Annotated in this window: 12 protein-coding genes; 5 read left to right on the forward strand and 7 right to left on the reverse strand. The window is 68.5% G+C overall.

The window, feature by feature from the left end; all coding sequences use genetic code 11:
* Positions 1-6 precede the first annotated feature (6 nt).
* Positions 7-930 carry an RNA polymerase sigma factor SigJ gene (gene sigJ / locus ACIBAG_RS23205; RefSeq protein WP_399107399.1) on the reverse strand — a complete coding sequence of 308 codons (924 nt, stop codon included), beginning with the start codon at positions 928-930 and terminating at the stop codon, positions 7-9.
* 185 nt (positions 931-1,115) lie between these two features.
* Between sigJ and ACIBAG_RS23210 the strand changes: the two genes are divergently transcribed.
* Both ACIBAG_RS23210 and ACIBAG_RS23215 read left to right on the forward strand, forming a co-directional pair.
* The gene (locus ACIBAG_RS23210) at positions 1,116-1,655 is read left to right on the forward strand and encodes a YceI family protein (protein ID WP_399107400.1); all 540 of its coding nucleotides are present in this window, start codon (positions 1,116-1,118) and stop codon (positions 1,653-1,655) included.
* A 66-nt stretch (positions 1,656-1,721) separates the two neighbouring features.
* Positions 1,722-2,492 (forward strand): group II truncated hemoglobin, encoded by a 771-nt coding sequence (locus ACIBAG_RS23215; protein WP_399107401.1) that lies wholly within the window; start codon positions 1,722-1,724, stop codon positions 2,490-2,492.
* A gap of 24 nt (positions 2,493-2,516) precedes the next feature.
* Here the strand turns inward: ACIBAG_RS23215 and ACIBAG_RS23220 are convergent, their stop codons facing one another.
* A complete protein-coding gene (locus ACIBAG_RS23220; RefSeq protein WP_399107402.1) occupies positions 2,517-2,891 on the reverse strand; it encodes a VOC family protein in 375 nt (124 codons plus the stop codon).
* Positions 2,888-3,406: a TetR/AcrR family transcriptional regulator gene (locus tag ACIBAG_RS23225; protein ID WP_399107403.1), complete on the reverse strand. Its 519-nt coding sequence runs from the start codon at positions 3,404-3,406 to the stop codon at positions 2,888-2,890. The genes ACIBAG_RS23220 and ACIBAG_RS23225 overlap by 4 nt, the downstream gene beginning before the upstream one ends.
* 163 nt (positions 3,407-3,569) lie before the next feature.
* On the opposite strand from ACIBAG_RS23225, the gene ACIBAG_RS23230 reads away from it, so the two are divergent.
* Positions 3,570-3,869: a trypco2 family protein gene (locus tag ACIBAG_RS23230; RefSeq protein WP_399107404.1), complete on the forward strand. Its 300-nt coding sequence runs from the start codon at positions 3,570-3,572 to the stop codon at positions 3,867-3,869.
* 11 nt (positions 3,870-3,880) lie between these two features.
* On the forward strand, positions 3,881-7,999 hold the full coding sequence (locus tag ACIBAG_RS23235; RefSeq protein WP_399107405.1) for a trypsin-like peptidase domain-containing protein: 4,119 nt from the start codon (positions 3,881-3,883) through the stop codon (positions 7,997-7,999).
* Between the two features lie 38 nt (positions 8,000-8,037).
* On the opposite strand, the gene ACIBAG_RS23240 is transcribed toward ACIBAG_RS23235, so the two are convergent.
* Positions 8,038-8,421 (reverse strand): VOC family protein, encoded by a 384-nt coding sequence (locus ACIBAG_RS23240; protein ID WP_399107406.1) that lies wholly within the window; start codon positions 8,419-8,421, stop codon positions 8,038-8,040.
* A gap of 239 nt (positions 8,422-8,660) precedes the next feature.
* Entirely contained in the window at positions 8,661-9,701 is a 1,041-nt protein-coding gene (locus tag ACIBAG_RS23245; RefSeq protein WP_399107407.1) for an NAD(P)-dependent alcohol dehydrogenase, read from the reverse strand.
* Between the two features lie 184 nt (positions 9,702-9,885).
* Between ACIBAG_RS23245 and ACIBAG_RS23250 the strand changes: the two genes are divergently transcribed.
* A complete protein-coding gene (locus ACIBAG_RS23250; protein ID WP_399107408.1) occupies positions 9,886-10,845 on the forward strand; it encodes a helix-turn-helix transcriptional regulator in 960 nt (319 codons plus the stop codon).
* 13 nt (positions 10,846-10,858) lie between these two features.
* On the opposite strand, the gene ACIBAG_RS23255 is transcribed toward ACIBAG_RS23250, so the two are convergent.
* Positions 10,859-11,323: an SRPBCC family protein gene (locus ACIBAG_RS23255; RefSeq protein WP_399107409.1), complete on the reverse strand. Its 465-nt coding sequence runs from the start codon at positions 11,321-11,323 to the stop codon at positions 10,859-10,861.
* A 99-nt stretch (positions 11,324-11,422) separates the two neighbouring features.
* Complete coding sequence (locus tag ACIBAG_RS23260; protein ID WP_399107410.1) at positions 11,423-12,094, reverse strand: DUF4097 family beta strand repeat-containing protein; 672 nt, start codon at positions 12,092-12,094, stop codon at positions 11,423-11,425.
* Positions 12,095-12,263: the final 169 nt, after the last annotated feature.

The following is a 12,263-nucleotide window of genomic DNA, read 5'->3' on the forward strand; positions in this document are numbered from 1 at the left end:
CGGGGGTCAGGCCGTAGTCCAGGGGCGGAGCTTCTCCGGGTTCCGTACGCCCCAGACCTGCTTGATCCGGTCGCCGGTGACCTCGAACGCCAGCACCGTCACGGTGATGCCGTCCTGTCGTACCACCAGGCCGGGCTGGGCGTTGACCGTGCGCTCCAGGATCTCCACGCCGGGTGCCCGCTCGGCGAGGTCGACGAAGTAGCGCGCGATCCGCTCGGCCCCCGCCACCGGGTGGAGTGCCGCGCCGACCAGACCGCCTCCGTCGCCGACCGCCGTGGCCTCGGGGTCGAGGAGGCGGATCAGGGCGTCGAGGTCCTTGGCCTCCCAGGCCTGCTTGAACTCCCTGACGACATCGGCGCGCCGGGCCGCCGGAGTCGTGCTCGCGGCCGGCTTGGACGCGCGGATGCGGCGGCGGGCCGAGGAGGCCAGCTGACGGCAGGCCGCGGGCGTTCGGCCGACGATCTCGGCCACCTCGGCGAACGAGTAGCGGAAGACGTCGTGCAGAACGAACGACACGCGCTCGGCCGGGGTCATCGACTCGAGCACGACGAGGAACGCCATGTTGACCGACTCGTCGAGGGTGACCCGGTCCGCCGGGTCCGCCGAGCCGGCGTCCCGACCCCCGTCGATCCACTCCGTACGGTCGGGCAGCGGCTCGGGGATCCACTCGCCCACATAGCTCTCCCGCCGGGCCCGCGCCGAACGGAGCAGATCCAGGCAGACACGGCTCGCGACCCTGGTCAGCCAGGCGCCGGGGGACTCGATGGCCTCCTGCTGCCGTGGGGTCATGGCGTACCAGCGGGCGTACGTCTCCTGCACGACGTCCTCGGCGTCGGCCAGGGAGCCGAGCAGCCGGTAGGCGACGTTGATCAGCTGACGGCGCTCGCTCATGATCGCGCCCAGTGCGGCCGGCGGCGGTGTGGTGGTCATGGTGCTGCTGACTCCCTCGGTCACTTCTTCCCTCACCGGTACGACGAGACAGCGCACCGAGATGTGATGTCCGGCGTCCCTCCCATCACATGCCGCCTCACTTCCTTCGCCTCACATCCCTCGCCTCACATTCTGCGGGGCTGTCTCGTCGTATCGCCGAGTCAGATGTCGGAGGAGTGACCACCATGACCACCACAACCACGCTCAGCGAGCTGACCGGCGACTACGTCCTCGACAGCGCCCGCACCCGGATCGGCTTCGTCGCCCGGGCCGCGCTGGTCAGCAAGGTGCGCGGACGGTTCGACGAGTTCGAGGGCGACGCGCACCTGGACGGCGACGACCCGGCGATGTCCGCTGTCCGGCTCGTGATCCGGGCGGGCAGCGTCCGGACCGGCAAGCAGCGGTGCGACGACCATCTGCGCAGTGCCGACTTCCTGGACATCGACAACCATCCGACGATCACCTTCGTCTCGACCGGGGTGGAGCAGGTCGGCCGGACCGGCTTCAAGGTCACCGGTGACCTGACGGTCCACGGCGTGACCGAGCCGGCCACCGTGGGCTTCGAGCTGACCGGCGCCGAGCACGACCCGCGAGGCGGCCTCCGGGTCGGCTTCAAGGGCAACGCGCTCGTCAACCGCAATGACTGGGGCGTCAGCCGGGGCGGTTTCCTGATCGGCGACATGGTGGTGATCGAGCTGGACGTCACCGTGATCCGGCGGTCCTGAGGGCCCGAGGGCACGGGAAACTGCGGAGGGCGAGCGTCCGGTCGGTTTTCGTGTTTCCGTGAGGCCATGACGGCTCACACGGTCGAATACATCCGGTACCGCATCCCCGAGCAGAAGTCGGCGGAGTTCCTCGCCGCCTACACCCGCGCAGCGGCCCAGCTCGCCGCCTCCCCGCACTGCGTCGACTACGAACTCGCCCGCTGCGAGGAGGACTTCGAGCACTACGTCCTGCGCATCACCTGGACGTCGACCGAGGACCACCTGGAGGGCTTCCGCAAGTCGGAGCTGTTCCCGGACTTCCTCGCCGAGATCCGGCCGTACATCACCCACATCGAGGAGATGCGCCACTACAAGCCGACGGCGGTGCGCGGTGCGGGCGCGTCGGTGCCGACGCTGTACGCCTGGGCGGGCGGCGCGGAGGCGTTCGCCCGCCTGACGTCGGTCTTCTACGACAAGGTCCGCAAGGACGACCTGCTGGCCCCGCTCTTCGCCGACCTGGACCCGGCCCACGCGCAGCACGTGGCGCTCTGGCTCGGCGAGGTCTTCGGCGGCCCGCCCGCCTACTCCGAGCCCCAGGGCGGCCACGGCCACATGGTCGCCAAGCACATGGGCCGGGGGATCACCGAGCCGCAGCGCCGCCGCTGGGTCGACCTCATCCAGGACGCGGCCGACGAGGCGGGCCTGCCGACGGACGCGGAGTTCCGCTCGGCGTTCCTGGCGTATGTGGAGTGGGGGACGAGGCTGGCGGTGCACTTCTCGGGTCCGGACGCGGCGGCGCCGGCGGAGCAGCCGGTGCCGAGGTGGAACTGGGGGGCCGCGCCGCCGTATCGGGGGTGACGGCTCACCGGATCACAGGGCCGGTCATCGGGGCGACATGATCTCGTACAGATTCCCCGCCTCGTCGGTGAAATACAGCCCCCGGGCGCACAGGGGATGGTCGACACGGCCGTTGTCCGGGGCGGAGGGTCCGTTGCCGTACGGGACGCCGAGGGCGTGCAGTCGGCCGAGGATCGCGTCGAAGGTCCCGGGGTCGACGTCGAAGGCGAGATGGTGCCCCTCGGCGCCCTCGGCCGTCATGAAGTCGAGCGTCAGGTGCTCGTTGACCCGCACGGGCGCGAAGTGGCCGCCACTGCCGTCCGCAGGAAGCTGCTCCAGGCCCATGACGGTGGCGAAGAAGCGGGCGGCGGCGGTGTGGTCAGTGGCCGGGACGATGGTGTGGTCGAGCGTCACGGTCATGGCCGGCTCCCTGGTTGCTTGAGTACGCCGTGCAGGAGCACGTCGGCCAGTTCGGCCGGGGTCGGGCTGCCGTCCTCGCCCGATGAGCCGGAGCGGAGCTGGGCGAAGAGGCCGCCGATGAAAAGGGCCGCCACCTTCTCGGGCGGCAGCCGCAGCGCCTCGCGGTCGGGTTCGAGCAGTTCGACGACGGCCTCGCGCAGGGCGCGGGTGGAGGCGTCGCGGTCGTGCTGCGTGGGCTGCTCGCCGTCGGCCCGGCCGCGCCGCCGCCCCGACGCGAACAGGGCGCCGACCACGGCGCCGATCCGCTCCAGATGCGCGCTCATTGCGTCGGCGGCCTCGGTCAGCCGCTCGGCCAGCGGCAACTCCAGGTCGACGGTGGCGAGTTCGCGCAGTATGTGATCGGGGTCGACGGCCTCGGCCACGCAGGCGTCCAGCAGTTCGTCCTTGTCGGCGAAGACCCGGAAGATCGTCGCCTCCCCGATCCCGGCGGCACGGGCGATCCGTCCGGTGGTCACGGCAGCACCACGCTCGGTCCCATGATGACGATACGGAGTGAGTGCTCACTCCGTCAGTGGCGAAAGTGCACGATGCCCAGTGATCATCGGCATCGAGCCCCGGGACCATCGCGGCGTGAGTGGCCGACCAGTACTCTTGCCTGGAGCGTGCAAGGGGGATGCTGTGATTGAACTGTCCCAGGTCATCGGCGAGCTGAGGCGTGAACTGGATCTCGCGATGTCCGCCGGTGCAGGTGAGCGGATGCGATTCGAGCTCGGCCCGGTCGAGGTCGAAGCCAGCATCACGGTGGAGCAGTCGACGGATGCCGGAGCCAAGGTCCGCATCTGGGTGGTCGACGTACACGGCGGCGGCAAACTTGCCGAGACGAGCGCACATCGCATCAAGTTCACGTTGACGCCGAAGCTTGACGGCCACACAGGTCCCCCTGAAATCGCCGGTGATGCGGTGGCCGGGGAGCGCTGAGTGAGCGCGTAATGCTGGGAGAGGGTGGCCTGACCGCTGCGCGAGCCGCGGAGATCATCGTCACGGTGGCGAATGGGCGAGGGCGTCGGGGCTCGGGATACCTCATCCGCGACGGTGTGCTTCTGACGGCGGCTCATGTCGTACGGAGCGCCGAGCGCATCTCCGTGCGTTTCGATGCGGATCTGCCGACCGAGAGGGTCCTGGACGCGCAAGTTCTGTGGTGTCACCACGGGATGGACTTCGCTTTGCTCGGTGTGCCTGGAGAGAACACCGACGCGCCTGTCGCCTTCGGCCACGTGGGGGAGTACGACGCCATCCTGAAATGCAGCACGTTGGGTTTTCCCCGGTTCAAGCTGAGGACGTATCACAACGGAGCGAACTACCGGGACACCTGTCACGCCGAAGGCACCTCGCCGGTCCTGTCACACCGTCGCGAAGGCACGCTGGAGCTGATCGTCGCGCCGCCCGAACACGATGCCGATCCTGAGCACTCACCGTGGGAGGGTATGTCCGGCGCGCCTGTCTTCAGCAATGGCCTGCTCATCGGAATCGTGGGACGACATCATCGCTCCGATGGCCTCGGTCGACTCGCCGTTCTGCGGATCGACCGCTGGTTCCACCAGTTGGAACCAGCCGACGTCGGCGTCCTTCAGGGCCTCCTGAGAAGGCCCGTACGGGCTTCCGGGCTTCCTGACGCGATACCGGCAGGTACCTGGGGCATGGTGCGCGGTGCCTATCAAGCGCAGGTACATGACATCGCGCCCGACGACTTGATCGGGCGAGAGGCGGAGGTCGCCCAGCTCATCGACTTCTGTGCGGGCGATGATCAGTACCAGTGGTGGCAGGCCCCGCCCTGGGCAGGCAAGACCGCCCTCGCCGCCTGGTTCTCCCTCCATGCGCCGGTCGGTGTCGTCACCGTCCCCTTCTTCGTCACGGCGCGGCTTGCAGGCCAGGCGGACAGTGATGCCTTCACGGACGCGTTGATCGAGCAGTTGGCCGAGCTGGTGAACACTCCGCCGGCGATGGTCACCAACCGCGACAGCTACAGAAGAGCCCTGATCAACCAAGCCGCGCAGCGGCTGAACGAACGCGGGGAACGACTCCTGATCGTCGTTGACGGTCTGGACGAGGACGAAGCAGCGTCGCCGGGCAGCAATCGCCCGAGCATCGCTTCACTCCTGCCGCCAAGACCTCCGGCCAACGTACGAGTGCTGGTCACGAGTCGCCCCCACCCGGAGCTCCCGTCGGATGTCGCCCCCGATCATCCACTGCGGCATCTCCAGATTCGACAACTCGGCATAAGCCCATCGGCACAGCACACCCGCGACGGAGCGCAGCACGAACTGTTCCGCGCGCTGCGCAGTGGCCCAGTGCCGCGCGAGATCCTCGGATTTGTGGCAGCCGCTCGAGGTGGTCTCACCATCCATGACCTCGAAGAGCTCACCGGCATCGAGCCGTACGAACTGAAAATCGGCCTGAACAGTTCCTTCGGTCGCAGCCTGAGCACCCGTGCAAGGGGCACGGACACAGCGGAGCGCGGATATCTCGTCGCGCACGAAACCCTGCGCGACGAGGCGGAAGCCGCTATCGGCTCGACGATCGAGAAGTACCGCCTGCGGCTGCATGCTTGGGCACGGACGTACCAGGAACTCCAGTGGCCCGCGCACACCCCGTCGTACCTGTTGCAGGCTTATGGCCGAGTGGTGCAGACCGAATCTGCCGGTAGCCGGCGCCACGTCGAACTCGTGGTGGACCCCAACCGCCACCGCAGACTGCGTGCCGTCACGGGCGCAGATGCCGCCGCCCTGAGAGAGCTCGCCCTGGCACGGGACGCGTTGAGATCGTCGGATCGAGACGAGGACCTGTGGTCGGTGTGCATGCTCGCGTTCTCCGAAACATGCCTCGTCGCGCGTAACGCTGCTCTGACGGCCGACCTTCCGGCCCTTTGGACCGCCCTGGGAAAGGTGGACAAGGGGGTTGCCCTCGCGCGTTGCATCTCGGATGCCAGCAGGAGATCCGTAGCACTGGCCGCCGTGGCCCGACAAGTTGTGCAACGCGATTCGGACCGTGCAAGAAGACTGGTCGACGAAACGGAAGTGCTCGTGGACCAGGTGGATCAGGCCAGTACGGCTGCGAAGGAGCTCCACTCGCATTTGGCCGTTGTCTATGCCGCCCTGGGTCAGCATTCCATGGCCCTCACCACTGCGCTTTTCCTCATGGACCTGTACGACAGGGCTCAGGTGCTGCTGGCCGTGCTGCGGGCGGTTCCTGCCGGTGACCGGAAGTCTCTCTCTGCCGCTGCCCACTCACTCGCCCGGGCGCAGACAACGGCAGGGGCGGACACAGCGGCTCTCTTCACGATCGCCGGCCTGGCGCTGTTGCCTACGGAACCGGCCCGCTGTGCTGCGCTCGTCGGCAAGGCGGTCGAGTGGCGTGGAACAAGCGACGAGGTTGCGCCGCTGGCGATGACGGCGCTCTTGCTGGCCAAGGTTGATCCGCGCTATGCCCGGATCTTGGCGAGGCGCGCTGCTCTGACCGCGCGTCGCGGATGGCGTGCGGCCGAGGACGAGACCGCCGCCGTCCAGGCTCTGGTGCGCTGCGGCGAATTCGACGAGGCGACCGAGATCGTACGCTGTGCACAACCTACTGTCCTGGACCGCGTGCAACGGGCACTGAATCGGGAGCTCGCCGCACACGACCGCACGAGCCCGTGGGGCAACGCATGGGGGCCGGGCTGGGTGGAGGGGCTCATTGAACGTGGGCAAGCGCAGCAGGCTCTGATGAAGGTGTGGCGCCCGTCAGGAAGGTCGAAGACCGCGACGCTGCCGGCGGACGACGAGTATGCCTTTCTGTGCGCCGTCGCTCTCGCTCAGTGCGCCCCGGAGACTGCCGAGTCGGTCGCAAGGGATCTGGAACGTGCGTCGTTCGAGAGAGCGGATTTGCCTCAGAAGGAATACGCCGTGGCCGCCGTCGCACAGATGTTGGTGGATGGCGAGGACGACTTGGGCGGGGAGCGACTCGCACGCACTCTGCCCGATCGGGACGCCAAGGTCGCCGTACTGCTCCACTTGGCTCGCGCGTATGCCACCAGGAACCAGGAGCGTGCTGTCGAGTTGGCCGACGAGGCGCATCACCTCTTGGACGCCATGGTGAGCCGCGACGCTCGTGGGCGGGTCGACCGATACGCGGCAGCCTATTGGGCTCGGAGCGTTGGAGTGGTCGAAGTATTGGCCAGAGCTGGCCGGAGCGTCCGGGCGCGGGAGCTGTGCGATGCCTTCGCGGACCGCCTTTCGCAAGCGGATGCCCTCGCGGTGCTGGCTGCCAGCCTCGGTGAGGGGCAAGAGGCGGCACGGGCGGAGGCCAAGGAGGCCATCACCGCACTGATCGAACTGCTGCATCGCGAGGAGGACATCGATCCCTTCCATCCCTTCCGCCAGGTGGACCCCGAGTTGTTCGGCATGGTCGTCGACGAAGACCTCCTCTTCTGTTATGTCTCCGAGGTGATCGCGAACCGAGGCGTTATCTCGAACGTCCAGCGCGATCGACTCGCGACTGCGGCTCAGTCGCTCGGTGAGTCAGGTCTCGTCGACGCCGAACTCGGAGCTGCTGCCTTGGTGAGCCTGCGAAGCTGCCCGGACGGCACATGGGAGGGACTGCTCGCTGCCATCAAGCGGTGGGAGGGGGAATGCGCAGAGATTGTCTGTGCCCTCGCCGCCACCGGAGACTTCAAGGAGGCCATGCGCGTAGCCGGCATGACGTTGGAGGTGCCGGACGAATCGGCAGCTCCGCAGACACCTTCGCGTGGTGACATGCTCGAAGCGCTCGCGATGGTCGCCGAGTTGGCTGTCGGCGTTGACGTGTCGAGGTCCGAGCTTCTCGGTGCGGCTCCGGGGCAGGTGGACCTCCCCTCGGCGAGGCGCATTCAGGCATGCATCCCTCGGGGCTCCGGACAGGGTGTTCGTGTCCCCGAGGACCGTGGGATCGGACGCCGCATAGTTCACCACCTACTCACCACCGACAAGTGGTTCCTGGCACTGCGCCCGCTGAGCGTGCTTGCTCCGGAGGGCGTAGCGCGCCTGAGGCAGGTGGCCCTGGGACAGGCTGATCTGGACGGAACCGGTGATCCCTGACCGATCGGGTCGCGACCCGCGGTACCCGGCCGTCCGCGTCAGCCTCCGCTCCCATACGGCCTGGTGAGGATTTCCAGGTTGTGGCCGTTCGGGTCCTCGAAGTAGGCGCCGCGGCCGCCGTCGTTGCGGTTGATCTCGCCGGGGCGGCGGTGGAAGGGGTCGGCCCAGTACGTCAGGCCCGCCTCCCGGATCCGGCCGAAGATCGTGTCGAAGTCGTCCTCCGACACCAGGAACGCGTAGTGCTGCGGCGTGATGTCGCCGGGTGACTCCAGGTAGTCCAGCGTGACGCCGTTGGGGATCTCGACCGGGATGAAGGGACCGTACTGCGGACTCACCCGAAGGCCCAGGATGTCGGCGAGGAACCGGGCCGACGCCTTCTGGTCGTGCGCGGCGACGATGGTGTGGTTGAGCTGGACGGTCATCGGGGCTGCCTCCTCGTGTGCACGGTTCGGACTGGCCTGCTCTCACGCTAGGCAGCGCTGTCGCGCGGCACATCGGTCGCAGGGAGGGGGTGGCCGTACTCCTCCGGTGCTCGGCCGGTGCTCGGCCGGTGCTCCTCCGGTGTCGGCCGTCGTGGCTGCCGGGGCGCCGTAGTGCGGCGACACGCTGAGGGCCCCGGAGCAGTGCGGCTCCGGTGCCCTCGGTCATCAGCGGCGCTGTCTCAGATCGTCGCCGTGTCGATCACGAACCGGTACCGCACATCGCTGCTGAGCACCCGCTCGTACGCCTCGTTGATCTGGTCGGCGCGGATCAGCTCGATCTCGGCGCCGAAGCCGTGCTCCGCGCAGAAGTCCAGCATCTCCTGGGTCTGGGGGATGCCACCGATCATGGAGCCGGCGAGGGTCTTGCCGCCGCCGATCACGGAGAAGAGGTTGAGCGCGACGGGCTCCTCGGGCGCGCCGACGTTCACGAAGGCGCCCTCCGTCTTCAGCAGGGACAGGTACGCGTCCAGGTTCAGCGGGGCCGAGACCGTCGAGAGGATGACGTCGAAGGTGCCCTTCAGGTCCTCGAAGGTCTTCGGGTCGCTGGTGGCGTAGTAGTGGTCGGCGCCCAGCTTCAGGCCGTCCTCCTGCTTGCGCAGGGACTGGGACAGAACGGTCACCTCGGCGCCGAGCGCGTGCGCGATCTTCACGCCCATGTGGCCGAGACCGCCGAAGCCGAGGACGGCGACCTTCTTGCCGGGGCCGGCGTTGAAGCGCTTGAGCGGGGAGTACGTGGTGATGCCGGCGCAGAGCAGCGGCGCGGCCACGTCCAGGGAGAGGCCGTCCGGGATGCGCACGACGTAGTTCTCGTCGACGACGATCTTCTCCGAGTAGCCGCCGTAGGTGGGCTCGCCGTCCTTGCCGACGGCGTTGTACGTGCCGACCATGCCGCTGGTGCAGTACTGCTCCAGGCCGGCCTTGCAGTTGTCGCACTCACGGCAGGAGTCGACCATGCAGCCGACGCCCACCCGGTCGCCGACCTGGTACTTCGTGACGCCGGAGCCGACCTCGGCGACGATGCCCGCGATCTCGTGGCCGGGGACCATCGGGAAGATCGCCTCGCCCCAGCCCTCCCGGGCCTGGTGGATGTCGGAGTGGCAGATACCGGCGAACTTGATGTCGATCAGGACGTCGAACTCGCCGACCTCGCGGCGTTCGATGGTGGTGCGCTCCAGCGGAGCCTTTGCGGCGGGTGCTGCGTATGCGGCAACGGTGGTCATGCCGGGATCTCCTAGGGGGTTCGCGCCCGGCTGCCTTCTGGTCTGGTCCTGCTTCTGTCCGGGCACGTCGTCAAGCCTGCCGAAGGGCTTCGAAGCCACCCAGACCTCGGGTTTTCGTACGTTCGCCGGTCCTACCACTGACGGGGTCAGGCTCGTGTGCGTACGACCGGGAATACTTGACCGCATGGACGAACAGCCCGAATCCGTGACGGGTCCCTCCGCCGGTACCGCCGGCGGCCCCGGTGCCGGCCTGGACCGGCGCGCCGAACTCAGCGAGTTTCTGCGCACCCGGCGGGCCCGGCTGAAGCCCGAGGACGTCGGGCTGCCGGACTTCGGGCGGCACCGCAGGGTGCCCGGGCTGCGGCGCGAGGAGCTGGCGCAGCTGGCCGGGGTGTCCGTGGCGTACTACACGCGCCTGGAGCAGGGCAACGGGCGGAACGTCTCGGCAGAGGTCCTCGACGCGATCGCGAGGGCGCTGCGGCTCAGCGACGCCGAGCACGCCCACCTCACGCACCTCGCGAAGCCGAAGCAGCACAAGAAGAAGCCGGCGGCGCGTACGGAGCAGGTGCGGCCGGCGCTGGCGCAGCTGCTGGACTCGATCGACGGGGTGCCCGCGTACATCACGGGCCGGCGGTCGGACATCCTCGCCTGGAACCGGATGGCGGCGGCGGTCTTCGGCGACTGGTCGGAGCTGCCGGTGCAGGAGCGGAACTGGGCTCGGCTGGTGTTCCTGAGGCCCGAGTACCGCGAGCTGTTCGTGGAGTGGGACCAGAAGGCGTACGACATGGTCAGCTATCTGCGCATGGACGCGGGCTGCCACCCGGACGACCCGCGCCTGTCCGCCCTGGTCGGCGAACTCTCCGTCAAGAGCGAGGAGTTCCGACGGCTGTGGGCCACGCATGACGTCAAGGAGAAGACCTACGGCGTCAAGCACATCCGGCATCCCCTGGTGGGCGAACTGACCCTGAACTTCGAGTCGTTCCGCCTGTCCGACGGCACGGAGCAGACCCTGATCACTTACCACGCGGAGCCGGGGTCGCCGTCGGCGGAGGCGTTGCGGCTGCTGGCGAGCTGGGGGGCGGATGCGACGAAGGCGGGGACGGGTACGGGGACGGGGACGGGTACGGGGATGTCGGCGCCGTAGGTGTCGCTCGCTTTCAGCGGCTACGTCCCTCGACCGCCGAAGCGACCTCATCCAGGTCCTTGGCGATCGCCTTGCTCACCGCCCGTGATCCCAGGCCGCCCAGAATTCTGGCGAGCAGGCCCGTGACGCCGCCGGAGGCCTCGGCCGTGAAGGTCATCCGGACCGTCGTCGCCGATGGCGTGTCCGCCCGTAGCACCCACTCCGAGATGTAGTGGGTGCCGTGCGACTCGGCCTCCACCACATAGCGCTCGGGCGGTTCGCAGGCGGTCACCCACATCTCCTCGGTGGCCTCCTTGCCGAACATCCGCCGGGTCTCCCGCCACCGGGTCCCGACACCGAAGGCACCCTCCGTGATGACTTCGACCTTCGAGACACCGCTGAGCACCCGCTCCATGCCCCGGAGATCGGTCAGGGCCTCCCACACGGGGCCCTGACCCGCGGCGATACGCCGCTCGACGAGGACGCTTCTGCTGGTCATGCCACCCATGAAAGCAGCAGGGTCTGACAGTCGCCCGACGGCCGAGGCGCCGACCCTGATCTGCCGGCGCCGCGGTCCGCGTATGCCCTGCGTACCCGTCTACAGGCTGCGGGCGGTGATGTCGCCGTGGTCGGTGGTCGCATGGATGGTCAGGGCGGCGTCGGCGCCGTCGGTGTTGTTGAGGGTGTTGTGGATGCGGCCGTAGGTGGTGCCGGCGTCGAGGGAGGCGGAGACTCCGCGGGCGGCGCCGACGGTGATGTCGCCCTGCTGGGTGCGCAGTGTGACGGTGCCACGCGTGGCCTCGGTGATCTGGATGTCGCCCCTTTGGGTGTTGATCTCGGCGGGGCCGGTGAGCCGGCCGATGGTGATCTCGCCGTCGTGGGCGGTGAGACGGGCGCCGGCGGTCTCGTCGAGCTTGACCGAGCGGTAGCCGCCGTCGAAGGTGACGTCGCCGAGGCGTCCGACGCCGCGCAGTTCGGCGCCGCCGGCCTTGGCCTCGATGCGGGAGCCGGCGGGAAGCCGGACCGTCACCTCGACGGCGCCGGAGTGCCCGAGGAGCCGGTTCTGTGCCTCCGCGGCCTCGATGCGCAGGACGCCGTCGCTGTAGCTGACCTCGATCTGCTCGGCGGTCTTGACGTCGCGGCTCTTGGCGGCGTTGGCGGGCAGGACCTCGACGGTGGTGTCGGTGCGGTCGGCCGCGATGAGCTGGATGCGTCCGGCGGGGATGTCGAGGACGGCGGTCACCTGGGCGGGAGTGTCGAACTTCAGCATCGTGCGCTCCTTCGTCTGCGTCGCGGGCCGGTGTGGCCCGTCGTCGTTTCTGATGACGGAAACGCTAAGTTGCGTTTATGGATATGGCAACAAGCTTGTTGCATCAAACTCCGATAAGTGCAGGTGAGCGACGGTAAATCGTTGCAATGGATTGGATCTAACGCAACAG

Origin of the sequence: Streptomyces sp. NPDC051243, from assembly GCF_044455405.1 — a bacterium.
Lineage (GTDB): Bacteria > Actinomycetota > Actinomycetes > Streptomycetales > Streptomycetaceae > Streptomyces.